A 23,542-nucleotide genomic window follows, 5' to 3' on the forward strand; every position below is an offset into this window, starting at 1 on the left:
ACAGCGTACGGAATTGAGCAGGATCACTCTCGTCGGAGAACGACGCCGGGTGGATCTTGTTTTGCCCGCGGACGAGCCCATCGGGCGGCTTCTCCCGGACGTCCTGCGGCTGCTCGACGACCGGGTCGCCGAACGGCCCGCCGCCCGGCACCTGGTGACCGCCGACGGGGCCGTCCTGCCCCAGGACGGCAGCCTCGCCGAGGCCGGTGTGCCGGACGGGGCGATCCTCCGGCTCGTCCGGTCCCATGACGCGCCCTCCGCGCCCGTCGTGCACGATGTCACGGATGAGCTCGCCGAGGATCTGGACGTACGCGCCTGGCGCTGGCGGCCCGAAGCCCGGCAGTGGACCGCCGGTGCCGCCACCGTGCTCCTCGCCCTCGTCGCCGGCGTGCTCACCCGCACCAGCATCGGGTCCGCCGCCGTGCCCGCCGGGATCGCGGGGGTCGCCGCGCTCACAGCCGTCGTCGGCGCCGTCGTCGGCAAGGCCGGGCGACGCGACCTCGGCACCATCCTGATGCTCGCCGGCGGCACCCTCGGCGTGCTCGCCGCCTGGACCGCCGCCGACGCGCACGCCTGGAACGGGGCCGCGCGCCTCGCCGCGACCGCGGCCGCGCTCGCCGTCACCCTCGCGCTGCTCGGGCTGTTCTCGCCGCTCGGCCGCGGCGGCCTCGTCGGCGCCGCCGCCGTCGTCGCAACGACCGCCGTGTGGGAGGCGGTTGCCGCCTTCCAGAGCGACGCCGCCCGCGTCGGCTCGGTCCTCGCCGTCGTCTCCGTCGTCGTCCTCGGACTGCTGCCGCGTCTCGCGCTGATGGCCGCCGGGCTCACCGGGCTCGACGACCGCCGCTCCGGCGGCGCCTCCGTCAGCCGCCACGAGGTCGAGACCGCCCTCGCCGCGACGCACCGCGGGCTGGTCCTCGCCACGATCGTCGTCGCCGTGTCCGCCACCGCAGGCGGCATCCTCGCCGTCGGCGACCCCTCGCCCTGGACCGTCGGCCTCACCGCCGTGCTCGCCGTCGTGCTGCTCTCCCGCTCGCGCGCCTTCCCGCTGGTGGCCGAGGTCGTGGCGCTCATGGCGGCGGCCCTGGTGCTGCTCGTCCGGCTCGCCGTCCTCTGGATCGACCACGGCGGCCACACCCACGGCACCGGCACGGCCACCCCCTACGGCCCGCTCGTCGTGCTCGCGCTCGCCGCGGTCGTGCCGCTCGGCGTCCTCGCCGTCCAGCCGCCCGAGCACGTCCGCGTCCGGCTGCGCCGCGCCGTCGACCTCGTCGAGACCTTCGGCGTGATCGCCCTGTTCCCGCTCGCGGTCGGGGTGTTCGGCGTGTACGTACGCCTGCTGCACCAGTTCTAGGAGAGCCGCATGTCCCAGGACCAGGATCAGGGCCAGGACCAAGGCCAGGATCAGAGCCCCGGCAAGAGCACCGACTGGCAGGGCGATCTGCTGCGCAACCTGCGCAATCTGACCGGCGAGCTCGACGAGTTGGCCGCCAAGCAGGAAGCCGAAGCCGAACAGGACGCCGAGCCCGTCGACGCCGTCCCGGCCCCGGCGCCCGCCCCCGTCGCCTACCGGCCCGCCCCCCGGCAGCCCCTGCCCACCCCCGTCACCACCGAGATCGAGCTCCCCGAGGAGCTCGTCAAGGGCAAGCCGTTCAGCGGGGATTCGGCCGCCAAGCGCACCAGCCGCTCCCTGCGCCGCCTCGTCGGGTCCTCGGCGACCCGCGAGGTGGAGGAGGCGACCCGCGTCGCACAGGCGCTGCAGCAGCCGCTGACCACCGGGCGGCAGATCGTCGTCACCAGCATCCGCGGCGGCGCCGGCAAGACCACCGTCACCGCGCTGCTCGGGCGCACCTACGCGCACTACCGGCAGGACCCCGTCCTGATGCTGGAGGCCGACGCCGCGCTCGGCACGCTGCCCGCGCGCCTCGGTGCGACCAAGGTGCGCTGGACGACCGCGGACCTCGCCCGCATCATCGAGCCCTCGATGCAGCTGACGGACGTCGTCGGCTACCTCGTCCAACTGCCCGGGCGCGGCGGCTGGCTGCTGCCCGGCAGCCAGGGCCGGGTGGGCAGCCGGCTGGAGCTGGACGAGTACCGCTCCGTCATGGTCGCGCTGCGCCGCTACTTCGGCATCACCGTCGTCGACTCCGAGACGCTGCCCAGCGAGCTGGCCCGTACCGCCCTGGTCGCCGGGCAGGCGCGGGTGCTCGTCACGCCCGCCACCGCCGAGGGCGTCACCAGCACCCGCGCGGTGCTGGAGTGGATGGCGTCCCTCGGGCGCCCGCAGCTGATGGCGAAGACCGTCGTGGTCCTCGCCGCGTCCTCCCCGCACATGACCCTCGACGTGGCCGCGGCGAGCGACCACCTCCAACTGGACGGCGTCAAGGTGCTGATGCTCCCGTACGACCGGCACCTCGCCGCAGGCGGCCCCATCCGCACCGAACTGCTGGGCCAGGCCACCCGCGAGGCCGCCACCGAACTCGCCGCCGACGTCCTCTCCCGAGCCATGAGCAGGCGAAGCACCCGATGACCACGCGCATAGTCCACCGCCCCGCCCGCACCACGCGCCCCCTGGTCATCCCGGACGCGCGCACCATCGAGCCGCCGCCCAACCTGCCCGAGGGCAAGACCGGCGGTGCCCTGCACACCCTCATGCCCATCGCGGGCGTGATGAGTTCCGTCGTGATGATGACGGTCGTGCGCAACAGCCAGTTCGCCGGGCTCGGCGCCATCGTGCTGGTCGTCACCGTCGTCGGCTCGGTCGGCATGCTGCTGTCGCAGCGCGGCAAGGCGCAGCGCACCCGGCGCGCGCAGCGTGAGCGCTACCTGGAGTACCTGGAGGAGCTCCGCGAGGAGCTGGGCGCCGAGGAGCGCGAGCGCCGCGAGGCGGCCCGCGTGCTCGACCCGGCGCCGGAGGCGCTCTACGACGTCGTGCGCGACCCGGCCCGGCTGTGGGAACGGCGGCGCACGGACGACGACTTCCTGCGCGTCCGTATCGGCACCGGCCGCATGCCCGCCCGCCCGCTGACCGTCGGACAGCAGGGCAGCAGCGTGCTGACCCCGCCCGACCGGTTCATGCTCAACGAGGCCGGTGCGCTCAAGGCCCGCTTCAGCACGGCCGCCGACCTGCCGCTGACCGTCCCGCTGGACCGCGCGGGCAACGTCAGCATCGTCGGCGGCGACAGGGAGGGCGTGCTGCGTGTCGTGCGTGCCCTCCTGTGCCAGACCGCTGTTGCGCACGCGCCCGACGACGTCGCCCTCGCCCTCGCCGCCCCCGGCGACCGGATGGCGGACGACTGGGAGTGGGTGAAGTGGCTGCCCCACACCCTCGACCCCGAGGAGCACGACGGGCCCGTCTCCGCCCGCCGCATCGCCCCCGAACTCGCCCGGCTCGCCCGGCTGATCAACCGTGATCTCCGCGAGCGCGCCTCCTATGCGGCCGAGGTGCGCCGCGGCCTGGCCGGCAAGGACGCCCTGCAGATGCAGAGCCGTCTGCTCGTCGTCAGCGACGAGTACGGGTCGGACGCCCGCGAACTGCCGCTCCCCGACGAGGCCGTGGGCCTGCCCGAGATGGGCGTCACCGTGCTGCACCTGGTCGCCGAGCGCGTCCAGGAGCCCGGCCACGTCTCCCTGCGCATCACCGTCGACGGCGACCAGGTGCACGTGGAGGACCTGCGCGCCCCCGAGCCCTTCGTCGTCGAGGGCACTGCCGACCCGGCCACCGCGGCCGGGGCCGAGGGGCTCGCCCGGCTGATCGCCCCGCTGCGGCTGTCCGCCGAGTCACTCGTGGACGCACCCCTGTCGGGTCCGGTCGGCTTCACGGAGATGCTCGGCATCGACGATCCGGCGCAGCTCGATGTGACCGCCCTGTGGCAGCCGCGCGGCGAACGCGCCTTCCTGCGCGTGCCGATCGGCATAGGGGACGGCCACCAGCCGGTCCTGCTCGACCTCAAGGAGTCCTCCGAACTCGGCATGGGCCCGCACGGCCTGTGCGTCGGCGCCACCGGCTCCGGCAAGAGCGAACTGCTGCGCACGCTCGTCCTCGCGCTGGTGGCGAGCCACCCGCCGGAGGACCTGGCGATGGTCCTCGTCGACTACAAGGGCGGTGCCACGTTCGCGCCGTTCGCCGGACTGCCGCACGTCGCCGGTGTCATCACCAACCTGGAGAACCAGGCCGGCCTCGTCGAGCGCGTCCACTCCTCGCTCGCAGGCGAGGTGCAGCGCCGCCAGCAGGTGCTCAAGGACGCCGGGAACGTCGCCGACATCGGCCACTACGCGGCGCTGCGCGAGACCCGGCCCGACCTGGAGCCGCTGCCGCACCTGTTCGTCGTCATCGACGAGTTCGGTGAACTCCTCACCGCCAAGCCGGACTTCATCGATCTCTTCCTGTCCATCGGCCGCATCGGCCGCTCCATCGGCGTGCACCTGCTGCTCTCCAGCCAGCGCATCGAGGGCGGCAAGCTCAAGGGTCTGGACACCTACCTGTCGTACCGGCTCGGCCTGCGCACCTTCTCGGCCGACGAGTCGCGCACCGTCCTGGACACCACCGACGCCTTCCACCTGCCGCCCATCCCGGGCTTCGGCTACCTGAAGGTCGACACCAGCGCCTACGAGCGCTTCAAGGCGGGCTTCGTGTCCGGGCCCTACAAGGGTCCCGCCCTGCGCGACGTCGAGGACGCCACGCCGCTCGCTCTGCCGTACCCGGCCTTCAACACGCTCGACGGCCCCGAGGACGGCTCCGGCGACGAAGGCCCCAGCATGCGTACGCGCAACCCCGGCCCCAGCGTCATGTCCGTCATGGTCGACCAGCTGCGCGACGCCGCCGCGCCCACGCGCTCCATCTGGCTGCCGCCGCTGCCCTCCGCCATCGCGCTCGACGCCTCCGCCGGACCCGTCCAGGCGGGCGCCCGCGGCATGCAACTCGCCGTCCGGCCCGGTGCGATGAAGGTGCCGCTCGGCCTGCTCGACGACCCGGCCCGGCAGTGGCAGGGCCAGTGGATCCTCGACCTCACCGTCGCGGGCGGCCACGCCGCCGTCATCGGCGGCCCGCAGTCCGGCAAGACGACGCTGCTGCGCACCCTCGCGCTGTCGCTGGCCATGACGCACACGCCGCGCGAGGTCGGCATCTACGGGCTCGACCTGGTCGGCGGCGGCCTCGCCGCCCTCGCCGGGCTGCCGCACGTCGGTGGCATCGCCGGACGTGCCGACCGCGAACGCGCCGCCCGCACCGTCGAAGAGGTGCGCGGGATGCTCGCCGCCCGCGAGGAGCTCTTCCGCGAGCACGGCATCGACTCCGTCGAGCGGCTGCGCGAGATGCGCGCCGAGGGCCGCCTGCCCGAGCTGTCCTCCACCGAGATCGTGCTCGTCATCGACGGATTCGGCGCCCTGCGCGACGACTTCGAGATGATCGAGGACGCCGTCACCGACCTCCTCAAGCGCGGCGGCGGCTACGGCATCCACATCGTCGCCGGCATGCTGCGCTGGAACGACGTGCGCATCGCCACCCAGGCGATGTTCGGCACGCGCATGGAGCTGCGGCTCAACGACCCGGGCGACTCCAGCATCGACCGCAAGCTCGCGGAGACCATCGCGGCCGACGAGCCCGGCCGCGTCCTGACCGACGGCAAGCTGTTCGCCCAGACCGCGCTGCCGCGCATCGACGGCCTCGCCTCGACCTCCGAGATCGGCCCGTCCGTCGAGCAGGCCGCCATGGTCGTCCGCTCGTCCTGGTCCGGTGACGGCGCCCAGCGCGTCCGCGTGCTGCCCGCCCGGATCCCGGCCGCCTCGCTGCCGCAGGTGACGGCCGAGCCCAACCGGGTGCCCGTCGGCCTCGACCAGACCGCCCTCGCGCCCGTCCTGCTCGACCTGTTCAAGCGCGACCAGCACCTGATGATCCTGGGCGACAGCGAGTGCGGCAAGACGAACCTGCTGCGCCTGATCGCGCAGGGGCTCATGGAGCGCTACTCCGACGAGGAGATCGTCTTCGCCGTCATGGACCCGCGGCGCGGCCTGCGCAAGCTGGTGCCCGAGGAGTACCGCGGCGGCTACGCGCACAACTCCAAGCTCTGCGGCGCCCTCGCCACCGGCATCGCCACCGAGCTGGAGAAGCGCATGCCGGACGACCTGGCCGCCCAGGACGCCCTCGCGTCCGGCACCTGGTACTCCGGCCCGCGCATCGTCATCCTCATCGACGACTACGACATCCTCACCACCGCGGGACAGCAACCGCTGGCGCCCTTCCTGCCGTTCATCCCCTCCGCCCAGGACATCGGCCTGCACTTCGTGGTCACGCGGCGCGTGGCCGGTGCGTCGCGGGCGCTGTACGAGCCGTTCCTGATGACGCTCCGGGAGAGCGGAACGGCGGCCGTCGTGATGACCGGCGACCGGCAGGAGGGCCAGCTCTTCCCCGGTGTGTACGCATCGGCCCAGCCGCCCGGCCGGGGCACCCTGGTCCGCCGGGGCGAAGCCACGCGGCTGATCCAGACGGCGCTCGCCGCCGAAGACGACGGGGACAACGGGGGTAATGCTTCATGACCAAAGACGTGATCGCGCTCACCGAACGGATGCCGGACGCCTGGAGCGTCCTGGCCGGCCTGCTCTCCGGCGGCCCCGACCTGCGCGTGCAGGCGGCCGGTGACGGAGCCGTGGTCCAGCTCTGCGACGCGGAGGGGCGGCCGCTGGTCTCGATCGAGGCCCCGCTGCTGCTGCAGGTGCCGGGCGAGGCCGTCCGGCTGCTGGGCCAGGAGGTTCCGGGCGACGGTCCCGTGTGGTGGACCGAGGCACGCGCGTCGACCGCAGTGCCGCAGGCGGCGGAGCTGGCGGGCACCTTCGCGGCCCGGCTGCAGATGCTGCTGGGCGGCAGCGTGTGGCCGCCGAACGCGCCGGGCACGGCCGACCCGTCCAGGCCCGTCGACACCTCCGGCATCACCGCCGTGCCTGCGCAGGCGGCCGCACAGCCGGCCGTCGACGTGCTGACGGAGCACGTCGCCGTGATCCTCCAGGACCGGCCGGTCGTCGCCATGACGAGCTGGCTGTCCGAGGCCATGCGGGGCACGCTGGAGAGCGACCGCGGTCTGCAGATCGTCACGCCGGGCCACTGCCGGCTGTCGTTGCCGACGCGGTCGTTGATGACGACGGTCATGCCCTCGCGCTGGGTCGTCCAAGACGAGAAGGCCGGCTACTACGACGGCCTGTCCGGGGCCGTGCTCCGCTGGCAGGACGGCATGTTCGTCGCGGCGACGGACGAGAACGGCGAGACCGCCGTGGCGCAGGCCTTCACCGACGTGCAGCGCACCGACGAGCGGCAGGTGTCGGTGTCCTTCCGCACCCTGCACCAGCCCGAGGCCCACCTCGTGCTCGGCGGCGCGCTGGAGGCCGCCTGGCAGGCGCTGACCGGTGAACTCCCGGCGGGCTGGGGCACGGCCGAGCCGGCCAACCTGCCGTGGTCGCGGCGCCAGTTGACGGACCTCGCCTACGAGCGGGCGCCGCAGCCGACGTGGACCGTGGTCGTGGGCAGCCCGGAGCGGCCCGCTGTCGCCACGCTGCGGGTCGTGCGCACGCCGGACGGCGTGGAGGAGGACATCACGCTGACGGTCGGCTACGGGGCCGGTGAGAAGCCGCCGCTGGACGCGGTGCCGCAGCTCGCGGAGGAGCTGGCGACCCGGTACGGGCTGCGCTCGATGCTGTGCCACCTGCGGGAGGCCCGGCGCGACCTCGCGGTGCCGCCGTGCTTCGAACGGCCGCCGGTGCCGTTTGCGTTCGCACTGGGCGCGGGCGAGGTCCGCGAGCTCGGCCGCGCCCGGGCCGGGCGCACGCCGCTGGCCGAGGCACCGGTGCGGCTGGGCGCGGAGGCGCGCCCGGGCTTCTACTACCCGCTGGGCGACGGGGAGACGGTGGAGGGGTGGGTGGCGTTGGAGGCGCTGATGCGGCACCTGAAGGGGGCCGAGGCCCCGTAGGGGGCGCGGGGAACTGCGGGTGCGTCGTGGCTGGTCGCGCCCACGCGGCGGAGCCGCATATGTAACAGCCCCGCGCCCCTGACGGGGCGCCGTGGTGCCGCTCCTACTTGCGGAACGCCCATTCCATGCGCGGCTCCAGCGCGAACCGCAGCACGCGCCGGACCGGCGCCGTGCACAGCACCGTGACCATGATCACGGCCAGGAGGGTCACCACGGCCATGCCGACGGGTTGCCGGATCCACCCGGCGAGGTCGTACCAACCCCACCACCGCGACATCTTGATCACGAACCCGTGCAGCAGGAACCCGGAGATCGTCCCGGCCCCCAGCGCCGTGAACCACGTCCTCCTCCGCGGCACCCACGCGAAGAAGCCCGCCGTCAGCACCGCGGCGCAGCCGAACAGCGCCAGGCCCATCACCGGGGCCGTCCACAGCGGCTGGTGCAGGTCCTGGACGGCATCGTTCCGGTAGAACCACCCCGAGTCGATCCGCGGCGCGAGGAGCCACGCCACCGCGATCGCACACGCGAACACCGGTACCGCGGCGATCCGCACCCACCGCTTCTGCACCAGGGCGAAGTGCTCCGGCTTCATCCGCAGCCCGATCACGAAGAAGGGCAGGAACTGCAGCACCCGCATCAGGTCGAAGTCCGGCCCGGTGTGCGGCGCGAGCATCGCACCGATCGAGACGGCGAGCGCGATCGGCACCGGCCACCGCAGCACCTGCCACACCGGCGTCGTCAGCCGCCACACGAACAGCGCGGCCAGGAACCAGTTCAGGTACCAGGGGTTCGTCAGGGTGAACGGGTCCGGCGGAGCGTCGTCCTCCGCCCAGTGCTGGAAGAGGATGTAGCCGGTCTGGAAGATCAGATACGGCACGGCGACCCCGGTGACCAGCCGCTTGATCTTCGCGGGTGTGAAGTCGAACCCCCGGGAGAAGTAGCCGGACATGAGGATGAAGGCCGGCATGTGGAACGTGAACACCGTGAGGTAGAGCGCCAGCGCCGCACGGCTGGTGTGGGTGAGCGGCTCCCAAGCGTGCCCGACGGCGACCAGCACGATGGCCAGGTACTTGGCGTTGTCGAAGAAGGGATCGCGTGCCGTGCCCGCGGAGGAGGGGAGCGGAGGTGCGGTGGCCACCGAGGGCGAGGTGGCGGTGGGGGACATTCGAGGAACCCTAGTCGCGCGGGCCGAGGCCGGTAAACCGCCGGGACGTACGCGGCGGATCAGGTCCGTACCAGACGATTCGGACCTGGGGGTTCCCTGAGAAGCCCCTGGTTGTACCCCGATGAATCGTCACGCCACCTGTCCTGCGGGCGAGTTGGTGGCACGATGGTGGTCAGTCTCCGACCGAAGGTGTGATCCGCTGTGGCGATTTCACTGTCCGTGGTGCTGCTCCTGGCGATCATCCTGGTGGTGATGATCCGCAGCAACAACATCAAGGCAGGCCCCGCGATCGTGGCGATCCTCTTTGGCTTCTTCCTCGCCTCCACGGGCATGGCCCCGCCGATCCACCGGTTCATGGAGTCGCTTGCGCAGACCATAAACGGCATCAGGATCTGAGGCGCCCGGCCCCACGGCGCGGACACCATGCAAAACGCCTCCGGCCGGAGCCGGAGGCGTCTGTTGGAGCGGGCGACGGGAATCGAACCCGCGTAGCCAGTTTGGAAGACTGGGGCTCTACCATTGAGCTACGCCCGCGTGCGCCGCAAAGGCCCGTGAGGACCGCGCGGCACGGTGTGCATCGTAGCGGGTCGAGGCGGTGCACCGCACGCCACCCCTCCTCACCCTCCGCGCCCCCGGATTTCCGCGCCCCGGCACCCCCGCGGCCATGTACCCTACGTCTCGCACTTACGGGGTGTGGCGCAGCTTGGTAGCGCGTCCGCTTTGGGAGCGGAAGGTCGTCGGTTCGAATCCGGCCACCCCGACCAGCAAGATCACATTGTGGGGCTCATCCTGCTTGCGGTTACTATGCAAGCTGCGCGTCTGTGTGTCTTCTCTACCGCGCGCGATCCGCTGAACATCATCAGCAGAAACCCAAGCAGTCAGCCCCAAGGAGACCGAACCGTGAAGAGCGCCGTGGAGACCCTGAACCCGACCCGGGTTCGGCTCACTGTCGAGGTGCCCTTCGAGGAGCTCAAGGCCAGCCTCGACGCGGCGTACAAGAAGATCAACCAGCAGGTCACGGTGAAGGGCTTCCGCAAGGGCAAGATCCCGGCCCGCGTGATCGACCAGCGCTTCGGCCGTGGCGCGGTGCTGGAGGAGGCCGTCAACGACGCGCTTCCGAAGTTCTACACCGAGGCGGTCAACGAGGCCGAGCTGAACCCGCTGGGCCAGCCCGAGGTCGACATCACCGAGCTCAAGGACAACGAGCTGCTGGCCTTCACCGCCGAGGTGGACATCCGCCCCGCGCTGGAGATCCCGGACTACTCCGGCATCGAGGTCACCGTCGACATCGCCGAGGTGACGGACGAGGACGTCGAGAAGTCCGTCGAGCAGCTCCGTGAGCGCTTCGCCACCACCGCCCCCGTCGAGCGCGCCGCCGCCGAGGGCGACATCGTCACCGTGAACCTCGAGGCCAAGGTCGACGGCGAGGTCCTGGAGGACGGCGTCGCCGAGGGCATCGACTACACCATCGGTTCCGGCCAGCTGCTGGACGGCATCGACGAGGCCGTCACCGGCCTCGAGGCCGGCGGCACCGCCACCTTCACCTCCGAGCTCAAGGGCGGCTCCGCCGAGGGCAAGGAGGCCGAGGTCAAGGTCGACGTCACCACGGTGAAGTCCCGTGAACTGCCCGCGCTGGACGACGACTTCGCGCAGCTGGCGAGCGAGTTCGACACGCTGGACGAGCTCAAGGCCGACAGCCGCAAGCGCCTCGCCCGCATGAAGAAGTTCGACCAGGCCACCCAGGCCCAGGAGAAGGTGCTCGAGGAGCTCCTGAAGCTGGTCGAGGTCCCGATGCCCGAGAAGCTCCTCGAGGACGAGATCCAGACCCGCAAGCACAACCTGGAGCACCACCAGCTCGGCCAGATGGGCCTGACCCTGGACAAGTACCTGGAGATCCAGGGCAAGTCCGCCGAGGAGTTCGACGCCGAGCTCAAGGAGCAGGCCGAGAAGGGCATCAAGACCCAGTTCGTCCTCGACGAGATCGTCAACAAGGAGAAGGTCGGCGTCGACCAGGAGGAGCTCACCGAGCACCTCATGCGCCGCGCCCAGTCCTCCGGCATGAGCCCCGACCAGTTCGCCCAGGCGGTCGTCGAGGGCGGCCAGGTGCCGATGCTCGTCGGTGAGGTCGCCCGCGGCAAGGCGCTGGCCACCGTCGTCGAGGCCGCCACGGTCAAGGACACCGAGGGCAACGTCGTCGACCTGGAGGACGAGGAAGAGACCGAGTCCGCCGCCGAGGTCGTCGAGGCCGCGGCCGAGGGCACCGAGGCCTGATCCTCCGCCCGGAGTCCGAGGGAACCTCGCTCCGCACGGGCCCGGACCGCTTCCCCGCAGGGGTGGCGGCCCGGGCCCGTCGCGCTTCCCGGAGCCCTGGGGGAACCTGCGCTCAGAGCGAACAGTTACGGATGCGGGATGGCGCCTGCCGACCAGCGCGTTAGGGTCCGTAGATACGAGGGCAGGGGAGACTCTGGCAGCGCACCGGAGGCAGTCCGGCCGCGCCGGTCCCGGTCCTCAGAGAAGACGCGGAGACGGCCCGTTGCCGTCAGAGACGAGCAGGTGGATACGTGACGAATCTGATGCCTTCCGCCGCCGGTGAGATCGCCATCGGTGGTGGCCTCGGCGACCAGGTCTACAACCGGCTGCTCGGGGAGCGGATCATCTTCCTCGGCCAGCAGGTCGACGACGAGATCGCGAACAAGATCACCGCGCAGATGCTCCTCCTGGCAGCCGACCCGACCAAGGACATCTACCTCTACATCAACAGCCCCGGCGGCTCGGTGACGGCCGGCATGGCGGTCTACGACACCATGCAGTACATCCCGAACGACGTGGTCACGATCGGCATGGGCCTCGCCGCTTCGATGGGCCAGTTCCTGCTGACCGGTGGCACCGCGGGCAAGCGCTTCGCCCTCCCGAACACCGACATCCTCATGCACCAGGGCTCCGCGGGCCTCGGCGGCACCGCCTCGGACATCAAGATCCAGGCCGAGCAGCTGCTCCGCACCAAGTCGCGCATGGCCCAGATCACCGCCGAGCACACCGGTCAGACGGTGGAGACGATCATCCGCGACGGTGACCGCGACCGCTGGTTCACGGCCGAGGAGGCCAAGGAGTACGGGATCATCGACGAGATCATCACGCACGCCTCCGGCGTTCCGGGCGGCGGCGGCACCGGGGCCTGACGGTCCCGGAACACCGCCGGAAAGCCACCTCCCAGCCCACTGACCGCCACCAGGATGGTGAACACCCGCATGAACATCTCGTCCCCCATGGGCTCCGCCAGCGGCCTCTACACGGGCCCCCAGGCCGAGTCCCGTTACGTCGTCCCGCGCTTCGTCGAGCGCACCTCCCAGGGCGTCCGCGAGTACGACCCGTACGCGAAGCTCTTCGAGGAGCGCGTGATCTTCCTGGGCGTGCAGATCGACGACGCCTCGGCCAACGACGTCATGGCGCAGCTGCTGTGCCTGGAGTCGATGGACCCCGACCGCGACATCTCGATCTACATCAACAGCCCCGGCGGCTCGTTCACGGCCCTCACGGCCATCTACGACACGATGCAGTTCGTGAAGCCGGACATCCAGACGGTCTGCATGGGCCAGGCCGCCTCCGCCGCCGCGATCCTGCTCGCGGCCGGCACCCCCGGCAAGCGCATGGCGCTGCCGAACGCGCGCGTCCTGATCCACCAGCCGTCCAGCCAGACGGGCCGCGAGCAGCTCTCCGACCTGGAGATCGCCGCCAAGGAGATCATGCGGATGCGCACGCAGCTGGAGGAGATGCTCGCCAAGCACTCCACCCAGCCGATCGAGAAGATCCGCGACGACATCGAGCGCGACAAGATCCTCACCGCCGAGGACGCGCTGGCGTACGGTCTGGTCGACCAGATCGTCACCACGCGCAAGTCGTCCGTGGCGGTCTGAGAGACCGGCCCGGGTCTTCTCCCGGGCACTGTGCCGCCGGTACCCCCCTTGGCCGAGTAGGTCCAAGGGGGGCCCGCACGGGGGGCCCGGCAAGGTACCGTCGATAGGCAAGCACTCGGGTCCGCGGAACTGGGCGGATCCCAGGCGAAGGGGAAGCACCTCGTGGCACGCATCGGTGACGGCGGCGATCTGCTCAAGTGCTCGTTCTGCGGCAAGAGCCAGAAGCAGGTGAAGAAGCTCATCGCGGGTCCTGGTGTCTACATCTGCGACGAGTGCATCGACCTCTGCAACGAGATCATCGAGGAAGAGCTCGCAGAGACCTCCGAGGTGCGCTGGGAGGAACTCCCCAAGCCCCGTGAGATCTACGAGTTCCTCGAGGGCTACGTGGTCGGCCAGGAGGCCGCCAAGAAGGCCCTTTCCGTCGCCGTCTACAACCATTACAAGCGCGTCCAGGCCGGCGAGACCGGCGGCCACAACCGCGACGACGGCATCGAACTGGCCAAGTCCAACATCCTGCTGCTCGGCCCCACGGGCTCCGGCAAGACGCTGCTCGCGCAGACGCTGGCCCGCATGCTCAACGTCCCCTTCGCCATCGCCGACGCCACGGCCCTGACGGAGGCCGGCTACGTCGGCGAGGACGTCGAGAACATCCTCCTGAAGCTGATCCAGGCCGCCGACTACGACGTCAAGAAGGCCGAGACCGGCATCATCTACATCGACGAGATCGACAAGGTCGCCCGAAAGAGCGAAAATCCGTCGATCACACGGGACGTGTCGGGCGAGGGCGTCCAGCAGGCGCTGCTGAAGATCCTGGAGGGCACGACGGCCTCCGTCCCGCCCCAGGGCGGCCGCAAGCACCCGCACCAGGAGTTCATCCAGATCGACACGACGAACGTCCTGTTCATCGTGGGCGGCGCCTTCTCCGGCCTGGAGAGGATCATCGAGTCCCGGGCCGGCGCGAAGGGCATCGGCTTCGGCGCCACGATCCGCTCCAAGCGCGAGATCGAGGCGAGCGACCAGTTCCAGGAGGTCATGCCGGAGGACCTGGTGAAGTTCGGGATGATCCCGGAGTTCATCGGCCGGCTCCCGGTCATCACCTCCGTCCACAACCTGGACCGCGAGGCCCTGCTCCAGATCCTGGTGGAGCCGCGCAACGCGCTGGTGAAGCAGTATCAGCGCCTGTTCGAACTCGACGGCGTGGAGCTGGACTTCGACCGCCCGGCGCTCGAAGCCATCGCGGACCAGGCGATCCTGCGCGGCACGGGCGCGCGCGGTCTGCGGGCCATCATGGAGGAAGTCCTGATGTCCGTGATGTACGAGGTCCCGTCCCGCAAGGACGTGGCGCGGGTCGTCATCACCGAGGACGTCGTCCACTCGAACGTGAACCCGACGCTGGTGCCGCGGGAGCCGCGCATTGTGCGGAAGGACGAGCGGCACGAGAAGAGCGCGTAGTCACGCAGAAACGTCAAGAGGGGGCGCCCGGTCGGGCGCCCCCTCTTTGCTGCTGTGTGCGGGGTTACTTGTCCTTGCGGACTGCCGTGCGGATCTTGGCAGTTGCGTCGGAGAGGTCCTTGGGGGACATCACGTCACCGGTGGCGCCCTGGCCGCCAGCGCCCATGCCTCCGGCGATGCCTCCGGAGGTCTTCGGCACCGCGTGCCGGACGATGCCGACGGCGCTGCTGTCGGCCCAAATGCAGGTGCTGGACTCGCTGTTGCTGGTGATGGTCCCCATGGAGATGGTGACCTTCTTGGACAGGCACTTCATCACCGCACCGTCGAAACCGCCGGGGTGGTACTCGGTGGCGGGCGAGGTCGTGTCGTAGGTGGCGTGGTACTGGGCGCCGGACTTCTTCTCGTCCTCGTCCATCTGGGCGAGCATGGCGTCGACCGTCTTCGCCGGGTCGGAGACGTCGCCGTAGGCCCCGGCCACCGTCAGCATCTGCTTCTGGGCGTTGGAGTAACCGCCCGAGACGGCCGTGCCGTTGTTGATGCCGAGGGCCTTGGTCTTCTCGTTGTTGGAGAGGTCCTGGGTGGTCTGGGTGCCGGGCTGCGTGGGCGCCTTCGTGAACTGCCCGTCCAGCAGCGAGTCCGGCAGGACGATCGTGTACGGCTTCACCTTGCCGCCGCCACTGCCGCCGCCGGAGAAGAACACGATGCCGCCGACGACCGCGCCCACGACCACGAGTGCGCCCACCGCAATGGCGATGCCCTTGCCCGCGCCGCCGCTCTTCGGGGGCTGGGCGTACGGGCCCGGCATGCCCGGCTGGCCCCAGCCGCCCTGCTGCGGGGGCTGCGGGGGCTGGCCCCAACCGCCCTGCTGGGGCTGCTGCGGGGCGCCGTACGGGGGCTGGACCGGCGGGGCGGCGTAGGGGGCCTGCGGCGGCGGGGCCTGCTGCGGGTAGCCGTAGCCGGGCTGGCCGGGGGCGCCGCCCTGGCCGTACGGGTTGGGCCCCTGGGGCGGCTGCGGGGGCTGGCCGTACGGACCCGGCTGGTTGTAGCTCATTGTTTCCTCTTCGACTCTTCGGCTCGACGCAGGGCTCTCACGCGACAGTTCTGCGCCATCCTTCCCGATGGCTTATTCCGGACTTACGTCGGGGCGGCAACGGTTCTGGAACAGTCGGGGGGTCAGTTCGGTATTTCCACCCGCATGTCATGACGGATCTGCGCCGCAAAGGCGCCCGCCTCGTCGGCAGTCGGGGTCACGCCCGTCCGGATCGCGGACGCGTCCATGTGAATGACGGTTCCGACGGTGCTGTGGTCGGCCCAGATGCACATGGGCGTCTTGATGGTGTGGCCGGCGAAGGCCGGGCCGCTCATCACCATGTTCTGGCACTTGAGCACGCCGCCGTCGTCGAGCCCGGCGGGCGTCACCTTCTGCGGGGTCCCCTCGACCGAGGTCTTGGTGCCGTCCTTTTCCTTGCCCGCCGAGATGGCCATCTGCCGGAACAGGCCGTCCACGACCGCCTCCGGGTTCTTCACCTGGTCGCCGAACGCGCCGGTGACCTTGAGGGCCTTCTGCGTGCGCTCGTCGCCGGCCTTGTAACTGGCGCTGACGTTCTGCGGGTTGACGACTCCGAGGGTCTTGAGGTCTTCCAGGTCACCGGAGTCGAACCCGGTCGAGTCCCCGGCCGGGTCCTTGGCGTAGATGTCCGCCACCTTGTCCGGTGCGACGAGCTTGTAGCGCTTGCCCGCCGGTGCAGCGGACGAAGGAGCGGAAGAGGGACCGGCCGGCTTGGCGTCGGACGACGAGGCCTTCGCGGGCTTCTGCTTCTTGTCGTCGCCCTTGAGGAGCATCCAGCCGCCGCCCGCGATCGCGCCCACCAGGACGACCGCCGTGACGGCGATGCCGATCGCCTTGCCCTTGCTCGTCCCCGTGCCCTGGGGAGGCATGGACGGCGGCATGGCAGGCGGCATCGGGGGCATGGGCGCCTGCGCGTACTGCGGCTGCGGCTGCGGTGCCTGTGCCGGTGCCTGCGCGTACGGGTTGGGTCCCTGCGGCGGCTGGCCGTACGGGCCCGGCTGGTTGAAGCTCATCGTGACTCTGCGTCCCCTTCGCGGTGATTCCGACCCGTATCTGACGTGGTCAGATCAAGGACCTGCCATCCTCGCCGATAGGCGATCAAGGGCCTCCTCCGGGGGTAAACGGGTTCGTAAGCCCCGGCCCCCGACCCGTAGAATTCCCCCGTGACCGATAACACTCAGCAGCAACCGCACAGCGTCCCCGAACTGCCGACCCAGTACGCGCCGGCCGAAGTAGAGGGGCCGCTGTACGAGCGCTGGGTAGAGCGGGGCTACTTCGAGGCCGACGCGCAGAGCGACAAAGAGCCGTACACCATCGTCATCCCGCCGCCGAACGTCACGGGTTCCCTCCACCTCGGCCACGCGTTCGAGCACACGCTGATCGACGCACTGACGCGCCGCAAGCGCATGCAGGGCTACGAGGTGCTGTGGCAGCCCGGCATGGACCACGCCGGCATCGCCACGCAGAACGTGGTCGAGCGCGAGCTGGCCAAGGAGGGCAAGTCCCGGCACGACCTCGGCCGTGAGGCGTTCGTCGAGCGCGTCTGGCAGTGGAAGGCGGAGTCCGGCGGGCAGATCTCCGGCCAGATGCGCCGCCTCGGCGACGGTGTGGCCTGGTCCCGTGAGCGGTTCACGATGGACGAGGGCCTCTCCAAGGCCGTCCAGACGATCTTCAAGAAGCTCTACGACGACGAGCTGATCTACCGCGCCGAGCGCATCATCAACTGGTGCCCGCGCTGCCTCACCGCCATCTCCGACATCGAGGTGGAGTACCAGGACGACGACGGCGAGCTCGTCTCGATCCGGTACGGCGAGGGCGACGCGTCGATCGTCGTCGCCACGACCCGCGCCGAGACGATGCTCGGCGACACCGCCGTCGCCGTCCACCCCGAGGACGAGCGCTACCGGCATCTCGTCGGCACCGAGATCGAGCTGCCGCTGACCGGCCGCCGCATCCCGGTCGTCGCCGACGAGCACGTCGACCCCGAGTTCGGCACGGGCGCCGTCAAGGTCACCCCGGCCCACGACCCGAACGACTTCGAGATCGGCCGCCGGCACGCCCTGCCGTCGCTGACCGTCCTCGACGAGCACGGCGTCATCACCGTCCACGGCCCCTTCCTCGGCCTGGACCGCTTCGAGGCCCGCTCCGCCATCGTCGGCGCCCTGCGCGCCGAGGGCCGGATCGTCGCCGAGAAGCGCCCGTACACCCACTCCGTGGGCCACTGCTCGCGCTGCAAGACGACGCTCGAACCGCGCCAGTCCATGCAGTGGTGGGTCAAGACCGCTCCGCTGGCCAAGGCCGCCGCCGACGCCGTCCGCGGGGGCAAGGTCAAGATCCACCCCGAGGAGATGGAGAAGCGCTACTTCGAGTGGGTCGACAACCTGCACGACTGGTGCATCTCGCGCCAGCTGTGGTGGGGCCACCGCATCCCGGTCTGGTACGGCCCGGACGGCGAGATGGTCTGCGTCGGCCCGGACGAGCAGCCTCCGACGGGCGAGGGCTGGCACCAGGAGACCGACGTCCTGGACACCTGGTTCTCCTCCGGCCTGTGGCCGTTCTCCACGCTCGGCTGGCCCGAGCAGACCGAGAGCGTCCGGAAGTTCTACCCGAACTCCGTCCTCGTCACCGGCTACGACATCCTCTTCTTCTGGGTCGTCCGGATGATGATGTTCGGCCTCTACGCGATGGACGGCACCCCGCCGTTCCACACCATCGCCCTGCACGGCATGGTCCGCGACCAGTTCGGCAAGAAGATGTCGAAGTCCTTCGGCAACGCGGTCAACCCGCTGGACTGGATGGACAAGTACGGCTCCGACGCCGTCCGCTTCACCCTCGCCCGCGGCGCCAACCCCGGTGTGGACGTGCCGATCGGCGAGGACTGGGTCCAGGGCTCGCGCAACTTCGCCAACAAGGTCTGGAACGCCACGCGCTTCGCGCTGATGAACGGCGCCACGGTCGAGGGCGAACTCCCGCCCGCCGAGCAGATGTCGGCCACCGACCGCTGGATCCTCTCGCGGCTCAACTCCGTCGTGGCCGAGGTCGACGCGTACTACGACGACTACCAGTTCGCGAAGCTCACGGACGCGCTCTTCCACTTCGCATGGGACGAGGTCTTCGACTGGTACGTCGAGCTGTCCAAGACCACCTTCATGGGCGGCGGCGAGCCGGCCAAGGTCTCGGCCCGCGTCCTCGGCGAGGTCCTGGACGTCACGCTGCGCCTGCTGCACCCGGTCGTCCCGTTCGTCACCGAGACGCTGTGGACCGCGCTCACCGGCAAGGAGTCGGTCGTCGTCACCGAGTGGCCGAAGGACTCCGGCTACCGCGACGTCGGCGCCGAGCGGGAGATCGAGGAACTGCAGCGGGTCATCACCGAGGTCCGCCGCTTCCGCTCCGACCAGGGCCTGCAGCCCGGCCAGAAGGTCCCGGCGCAGCTCGACCTGACCGGTACGGCGCTCGCCGCCCACGAGGCCGCGATCCGCCAGCTGCTGCGCCTGCAGCCGGCCGGGGACGGCTTCCACGCCACCGCGACCCTGCCGGTGGCCGGGGCCACGGTCGCGCTCGACCTGTCGGGTGTCATCGACTTCGAGGCCGAGCGGAAGCGGCTCGCCAAGGACTTGGCGGCTGCGGAGAAGGAGCTTGCGCAGGCGAACGCCAAGCTGGGGAACGAGGCGTTCCTGGCGAAGGCGCCGGACGCAGTCAAGGAGAAGATCCAGAAGCGGAAGGCTGTCGCCGAGGGCGACATCGAGCGGATCACCGCGCAGCTGGCCTCGCTGCCTCAGGGCTGAACGGTTCGTCGGCTGCGGGTCGGCTGTGGCTGATCGCGCAGTTCCCCGCGCCCCTTACGGGGCGCGGGATCGCCCATTGAAAAATCCCCGCGCCCCCTTACGGGGCACGGGGATTTTGCTATCTGCGTTCCCACGGCCTCGTGCGGCCCGGGTCCCACATCGGGCCCCACGGGCCCTCCACAGGCTCCTCCTCCAGGCGGTTGAGGGGCCTGTCCTTGTTGCGTTCGCGGCGGTCGCGGACCGGGGCGAAGAGCACGTACAGCGTGGAGACCGCCACGAAGACGAGGCGGATGAACCCGCGTGCGGAGTCATCCGGGACGACGAACACGCTGCCGTAGAGCACGATCAGCGCGATCCAGCTCCACCACGGCACCAGGCGCCGCTGTCCGCACACGTCCCACAGCAGGGTGCCGAGCAGCACGGAGGCCGTGTAGTAGGTGTAGACGCTGGGGTCGAGGACGATCCGGGCGTTGGCGCCCAGCAGCACGACCGCCGCCCAGCGCCCCCGCCACACCGCGATCGCGCCCAGCGCGAGGCCCAGCGCGGCCTGCGCGGGGCGGGCCCAGTTGGGCGTCTCGGGGTCGTTGGCGCCCAGCCAGCGCAGCGCGGACGCGGGGTTGTTGGGGATGGTGAACTTCGCCGCGGCGAAGGAGTGCGGGTCCATGACGAAGAACGGCAGCCAGGCAACGGCCACCAGCCCCACGCACCACAGCACGGCCCGCATCCAGCGTTCCCGGGGCAGGGCGAGGATCAGCGGCAGGAAGGCCAGCGCGGTCGGCTTGGAGTCCATCGCCAGGGCGAGACAGGCGCCGACGCCGGCGGGGTTGCAGCGCGTCAGGAACCAGACGGCCAACGCAGTGAAGAACAGGGCGAGTACGTCGTCGAGGTGCCCGAAGCGGACCGAGACCTCGATCCACATGGGGATGAACGCTGCTCCGGCGATCAGCACGCGCTGCCGCAGCCGCTGGTGGTTGGTGCCCGTGCCGAGGAAGTGGATGGCGGCGCTGCGCCCGGCCAGCACCACGATCACCAGGCCGAGGGCGGACATCAGCGCGGCCGAGAGGAACTGGCCGGCGTGCTCCGAGAAGGGGTTGAACAACCCCGCGACCAGGAAGCTGATCGGGCCCATCTGGAGTTCGGGGTGGTGGGCGTAGAGGTTGAGGCCTCCGGTGCCGTCGGATCCGTTGTAGATCAGCTCGCCGCCGGTGCGCAGGTAGTGCCAGGAGAAGCCGCCGCTGGGCTCCACCACGGCGAACCACAGCACGGTCCACGCAGTCAGCAGCAACAAGTGCATCCGATTGCTGAGTTGTCGGGTGCGCACAACGCTCCGTTCCGCCACCCGGAACCGGTTCCGGGCATGAATAACACCGGCGGTCAGATGGCGGAACGGGAGTGAAGGTTGCTTCTGCAGTTACAAAAGTGACGTACTTCTCAGGCCTCGATGGCGACCGGGCCCGTCTCGACCTTCTCGGCGTTGCGCCGCGTCTTCGCCCAGCCGTTGCGGCCGCGCAGCATCCGCACGAAGCCGCGGGCGGAGGCGGGGAAGAGGTGGTACGCGTACAGCCACAGCGCCAGGCCCCACAGCAGGGCGGCCAGGAACGAGGCCTCGGGCGCGCGGTCCCGGCGGTAGACCGGGCCCCACAGGACGAACGGCATGACCGAGACCACGGCCAGGGCGAGCACCAGCGGCCACAGGGCCAGCATGCCGCCGAACGCCTCGCCGGGGCCGTTCTCGGCGGCGGTCAGGCCGAGGAAGGCGAACATCACGGCGCAGAGCGCGAGGGTGACCAGGTGGGCGACCGGCTGGAGGAAGGTGTAGAGCGTCTCCAGGACGCCCTTGCCGCCGTAGTGGCGCGAGGAGACGATGCGCGGCGCGTAGCGGACGCACTGCAGGTTGCCCTGCGCCCAGCGGGTGCGCTGGGTGAGGAAGCGGCGGCCGTGCGGCAGGCCCTCCTGGGAGACCCAGGTGTCGGCTATGTGGGATATGCGGTCACCGGTGAGGATCATGTGCAGCCCGAGCTCGTAGTCCTCCAGCAGGGCACCGCGCTGCCAGGGGCGCCGCTCGGCGGCGGCGATGCGGTCCAGGGAGGCGAGGCGGGTGAACTGGCCGTTGCCGCCGAGGCCGACGGAGCCGGTGCGGCCGCGCAGCAGCTGCATGCCGGCGTTGGAGACGGAGAACTCCATGTCCTGCATGCGGACCAGGAGCCGGGCGAAGGCGTTGCGCACGCGGCCGCGGTCCGGGAGCGGACGCGGTTCGCCGGCGTTGCGCATCCGGACGCTGACCTGCACGCCGCCGGTCTCGGGGTCGCCGAAGCCGGCCGGGCCGCTGACGATGTCCAGGGCGTCGGGGTCGAGCTGGCCGTCGGCGTCGATGACGCACACGACGACGCGCTCGCGGTCGGTGTGCTTCGACAGGAACTGGTTCAGCTCGTCGTACGCGGCGTTCAGCGCCGCGCCCTTGCCCTGGCGGGCGTTGGGGCGGTGGCGGCGCACGAGGTGGACGCGGCGGTCCTCCTCGGCGAGCTCGGCGACGATGGCGCCGGTGCGGTCCTCGCTGTCGTCGTCGATGACCCAGACGTGCGCGCGGGGGTGGTCGGCGCGCAGACGGCCGACGGTCGTCCCGACGACCGCCTCCTCGTCCCGGCAGGGGACGAAGAAGTGCCAGTCGAGGGCGTCGGCGTTGCCGGGCTCGGCGACGGGCCGCCGCAGGTAGGCGTGGCGGGCACCGGCCCAGTAGAGGAGGAAGCAGAGGAGGAGGAAGAAGGGGAACGCGAGGAGGAAGGGGCTGGAGAACATGCGGGGGCGGAGCTCCGGGAAGATCGAGGGGCGAACGTGCGGTGGCGGCGCGGCGGTTACGCGGCGGCGGCCAGCTGCTGCGGAGCGGTGACCGTCGTCAGCAGCGCGACGATCCGCTCGGACGCGGTGCCGTCCCCGAAGGGGCTCGGCAGAGCGGCCAGCCGGTCCAGGCCCGCAGGGCCCTCGGCAAGACGGCGGCGAGCGGCTTCGCCGATCGCCGGGCCCGGCTCGACCAGGTCCGCGAAGTCGGCCATGGCCTCCGGTCGTTCGGTCGAGCGGCGCACGACGACCAGCGGGCGGCCCAGCACGGTGCACTCCTCCTGGATGCCGCCGGAGTCGGACACCAGCAGCGCGGAGTGCCGGGCCAGGGCGAGGAACTCGGAGTAGCCCAGCGGGGCGCTCACCGTGAGCGGGGCGAGCAGGTCCGACAGCCCCGCGGCCTCGATCCGGGCCCGGGTGCGCGGGTGCAGCGGCAGCACGACCGGGCGGTCGGCCGTGGCCAGGGCGCCGAGCTCGGTGAGGATGGCGCGCAGGGCGTCGGCGGAGTCGGTGTTCTCGGGGCGGTGGACGGTCGCCAGGACGTACGCGTCGGCGGTCAGCCCGTGCCGCGCGAGCAGTGCCGAGCGCTCGTCGGCGTCGGGGAGCTGACCGTGCACGGCCTCGACCACGGTGTTGCCGGTGACGGCGATGCGCGCGTCGTCGACGCCCTCGGCGAGCAGGTTGGCGCGGTTGTCCTCGGTGGCGGCGCACAGCACGTCGGCGATGCGGTCGATGAGCACGCGGTTGTGCTCCTCGGGCATGTTGCGGTCGTGGCTGCGCAGCCCGGCCTCGACGTGCAGCAGGGGGATGCCGTGGGCGTTGGCGGCCAGCGCACCGGCGAGGGAGGCGTTGGTGTCGCCCTGGACGACGACGGCGCGCGGCGGCTCGGCGGTGAACAGCTCGTCGAGCTGGCCGAGCGCGGCGGATATCTGCACGGCGCGAGGCTGCCCGCCGACCCCGGTGAGGAAGGTGGGCTCCGGCAGCCCGAGCTCGGTCAGGAACCGGCCCGACAGCGCCTCGTCGTAGTGCTGCCCGGTGTGGATCAGGTGGGCGGCGGGTCCCAGGAGCCGGCACAGGTCCGTGAGCTTCACGAGCTCGGGACGGGTACCGAGGACGATGGCGATGCTGCGGGGCGGCAGGGACATACGGGTGGCTCCTGGGGCTGACGGGGGTGGTGACAGCTCCAGAGCCTGGGGGGCGACGGTTGCGTCGCCGGATGGGGTTCGGTTGCCGGACGGTAGCGATTGGTTTGCGGGACTTTGGTCCCGGGTGGGGGTCTCCTTGCCTCGTGTCCTGGTGCGGGTCGTCTGTGGCTGGCCGCGCAGTTCCCCGCGCCCCTTCGGGGCACGGTCCGCAGTGGGGTCACTGCT

At 71.0% G+C, this 23,542-nt stretch carries 16 protein-coding genes and 2 tRNA genes; 11 read left to right on the plus strand and 7 right to left on the minus strand.

Annotated features, from left to right (window positions below; all coding sequences use genetic code 11):
- Nucleotides 1-13 precede the first annotated feature (13 nt).
- From eccD to ACMATS_RS25685, 4 genes are read left to right on the plus strand one after another with little or no spacing between them, the layout of a single operon-like run.
- On the plus strand, nt 14-1,351 hold the full coding sequence (eccD, locus tag ACMATS_RS25670; protein ID WP_414169223.1) for a type VII secretion integral membrane protein EccD: 1,338 nt from the start codon (nt 14-16) through the stop codon (nt 1,349-1,351).
- Between the two features lie 9 nt (nt 1,352-1,360).
- Nucleotides 1,361-2,527 carry a hypothetical protein gene (locus ACMATS_RS25675; protein WP_414169224.1) on the plus strand — a complete coding sequence of 389 codons (1,167 nt, stop codon included), beginning with the start codon at nt 1,361-1,363 and terminating at the stop codon, nt 2,525-2,527.
- On the plus strand, nt 2,524-6,531 hold the full coding sequence (gene eccCa / locus ACMATS_RS25680; RefSeq protein WP_414169225.1) for a type VII secretion protein EccCa: 4,008 nt from the start codon (nt 2,524-2,526) through the stop codon (nt 6,529-6,531). Before ACMATS_RS25675 ends, eccCa begins: the two co-directional genes overlap by 4 nt.
- Nucleotides 6,528-7,952, plus strand: a complete 1,425-nt coding sequence (locus ACMATS_RS25685) for a DUF6177 family protein (protein WP_391151408.1) — start codon at nt 6,528-6,530, stop codon at nt 7,950-7,952. The genes eccCa and ACMATS_RS25685 overlap by 4 nt, the downstream gene beginning before the upstream one ends.
- A 103-nt stretch (nt 7,953-8,055) precedes the next feature.
- Here the strand turns inward: ACMATS_RS25685 and ACMATS_RS25690 are convergent, their stop codons facing one another.
- On the minus strand, nt 8,056-9,117 hold the full coding sequence (locus ACMATS_RS25690; RefSeq protein WP_414169226.1) for an acyltransferase family protein: 1,062 nt from the start codon (nt 9,115-9,117) through the stop codon (nt 8,056-8,058).
- A 201-nt stretch (nt 9,118-9,318) separates the two neighbouring features.
- On the opposite strand from ACMATS_RS25690, the gene ACMATS_RS25695 reads away from it, so the two are divergent.
- Entirely contained in the window at nt 9,319-9,513 is a 195-nt protein-coding gene (locus ACMATS_RS25695) for a hypothetical protein (RefSeq protein ID WP_390780213.1), read from the plus strand.
- A gap of 64 nt (nt 9,514-9,577) precedes the next feature.
- Here ACMATS_RS25695 and ACMATS_RS25700 read toward each other — a convergent pair.
- A tRNA-Gly gene (locus tag ACMATS_RS25700) sits at nt 9,578-9,651 on the minus strand.
- 153 nt (nt 9,652-9,804) lie between these two features.
- Here ACMATS_RS25700 and ACMATS_RS25705 point away from each other — a divergent pair.
- From ACMATS_RS25705 to clpX, 5 genes are all read left to right on the plus strand, one after another.
- Nucleotides 9,805-9,881 (plus strand) — tRNA-Pro (locus ACMATS_RS25705).
- A gap of 136 nt (nt 9,882-10,017) precedes the next feature.
- Nucleotides 10,018-11,388, plus strand: a complete 1,371-nt coding sequence (gene tig / locus ACMATS_RS25710) for a trigger factor (RefSeq protein ID WP_414169227.1) — start codon at nt 10,018-10,020, stop codon at nt 11,386-11,388.
- A gap of 302 nt (nt 11,389-11,690) precedes the next feature.
- Nucleotides 11,691-12,296, plus strand: a complete 606-nt coding sequence (locus ACMATS_RS25715) for an ATP-dependent Clp protease proteolytic subunit (protein ID WP_390780326.1) — start codon at nt 11,691-11,693, stop codon at nt 12,294-12,296.
- Between the two features lie 54 nt (nt 12,297-12,350).
- Nucleotides 12,351-13,031: an ATP-dependent Clp protease proteolytic subunit gene (locus ACMATS_RS25720; RefSeq protein WP_390780215.1), complete on the plus strand. Its 681-nt coding sequence runs from the start codon at nt 12,351-12,353 to the stop codon at nt 13,029-13,031.
- A 162-nt stretch (nt 13,032-13,193) separates the two neighbouring features.
- On the plus strand, nt 13,194-14,483 hold the full coding sequence (gene clpX / locus ACMATS_RS25725; RefSeq protein ID WP_390780216.1) for an ATP-dependent Clp protease ATP-binding subunit ClpX: 1,290 nt from the start codon (nt 13,194-13,196) through the stop codon (nt 14,481-14,483).
- A gap of 64 nt (nt 14,484-14,547) precedes the next feature.
- On the opposite strand, the gene ACMATS_RS25730 is transcribed toward clpX, so the two are convergent.
- Entirely contained in the window at nt 14,548-15,534 is a 987-nt protein-coding gene (locus tag ACMATS_RS25730; protein WP_390780217.1) for a hypothetical protein, read from the minus strand.
- 122 nt (nt 15,535-15,656) lie between these two features.
- A complete protein-coding gene (locus tag ACMATS_RS25735; RefSeq protein ID WP_414169228.1) occupies nt 15,657-16,565 on the minus strand; it encodes a hypothetical protein in 909 nt (302 codons plus the stop codon).
- A 150-nt stretch (nt 16,566-16,715) separates the two neighbouring features.
- Between ACMATS_RS25735 and ACMATS_RS25740 the strand changes: the two genes are divergently transcribed.
- Nucleotides 16,716-19,337 (plus strand): valine--tRNA ligase, encoded by a 2,622-nt coding sequence (locus tag ACMATS_RS25740; RefSeq protein ID WP_414169229.1) that lies wholly within the window; start codon nt 16,716-16,718, stop codon nt 19,335-19,337.
- Nucleotides 19,338-19,455: 118 nt separating this feature from the next.
- Here the strand turns inward: ACMATS_RS25740 and ACMATS_RS25745 are convergent, their stop codons facing one another.
- The 3 genes from ACMATS_RS25745 to wecB form a co-directional block, all read right to left on the minus strand.
- Nucleotides 19,456-20,631, minus strand: coding sequence for a hypothetical protein (locus tag ACMATS_RS25745; RefSeq protein WP_390780327.1), 1,176 nt, complete (start codon nt 20,629-20,631; stop codon nt 19,456-19,458).
- Nucleotides 20,632-20,768: 137 nt separating this feature from the next.
- Nucleotides 20,769-22,133: a glycosyltransferase gene (locus ACMATS_RS25750; RefSeq protein WP_414169230.1), complete on the minus strand. Its 1,365-nt coding sequence runs from the start codon at nt 22,131-22,133 to the stop codon at nt 20,769-20,771.
- Between the two features lie 56 nt (nt 22,134-22,189).
- Nucleotides 22,190-23,317, minus strand: a complete 1,128-nt coding sequence (gene wecB, locus ACMATS_RS25755; protein WP_414169231.1) for a non-hydrolyzing UDP-N-acetylglucosamine 2-epimerase — start codon at nt 23,315-23,317, stop codon at nt 22,190-22,192.
- Nucleotides 23,318-23,542: the final 225 nt, after the last annotated feature.

The sequence above is a fragment of the Streptoverticillium reticulum genome (assembly GCF_047456005.1).
GTDB classification, from domain to species: Bacteria; Actinomycetota; Actinomycetes; order Streptomycetales; family Streptomycetaceae; genus Streptomyces; species Streptomyces reticulum.

Bases quoted from the DNA above. Each gene is read 5' to 3' on its own strand.
- ACMATS_RS25675 (WP_414169224.1), top strand. From the start codon at position 1,361: ATGTCCCAGGACCAGGATCAGGGCCAGGACCAAGGCCAGGATCAGAGC.
- eccCa (WP_414169225.1), top strand. From the start codon at position 2,524: ATGACCACGCGCATAGTCCACCGCCCCGCCCGCACCACGCGCCCCCTG.
- ACMATS_RS25685 (WP_391151408.1), top strand. From the start codon at position 6,528: ATGACCAAAGACGTGATCGCGCTCACCGAACGGATGCCGGACGCCTGG.
- ACMATS_RS25690 (WP_414169226.1), bottom strand. From the start codon at position 9,117: ATGTCCCCCACCGCCACCTCGCCCTCGGTGGCCACCGCACCTCCGCTC.
- ACMATS_RS25715 (WP_390780326.1), top strand. From the start codon at position 11,691: ATGCCTTCCGCCGCCGGTGAGATCGCCATCGGTGGTGGCCTCGGCGAC.
- ACMATS_RS25720 (WP_390780215.1), top strand. From the start codon at position 12,351: ATGGTGAACACCCGCATGAACATCTCGTCCCCCATGGGCTCCGCCAGC.
- ACMATS_RS25730 (WP_390780217.1), bottom strand. From the start codon at position 15,534: ATGAGCTACAACCAGCCGGGTCCGTACGGCCAGCCCCCGCAGCCGCCC.
- ACMATS_RS25735 (WP_414169228.1), bottom strand. From the start codon at position 16,565: ATGAGCTTCAACCAGCCGGGCCCGTACGGCCAGCCGCCGCAGGGACCC.
- ACMATS_RS25745 (WP_390780327.1), bottom strand. From the start codon at position 20,631: ATGCACTTGTTGCTGCTGACTGCGTGGACCGTGCTGTGGTTCGCCGTG.
- ACMATS_RS25750 (WP_414169230.1), bottom strand. From the start codon at position 22,133: ATGTTCTCCAGCCCCTTCCTCCTCGCGTTCCCCTTCTTCCTCCTCCTC.
- wecB (WP_414169231.1), bottom strand. From the start codon at position 23,317: ATGTCCCTGCCGCCCCGCAGCATCGCCATCGTCCTCGGTACCCGTCCC.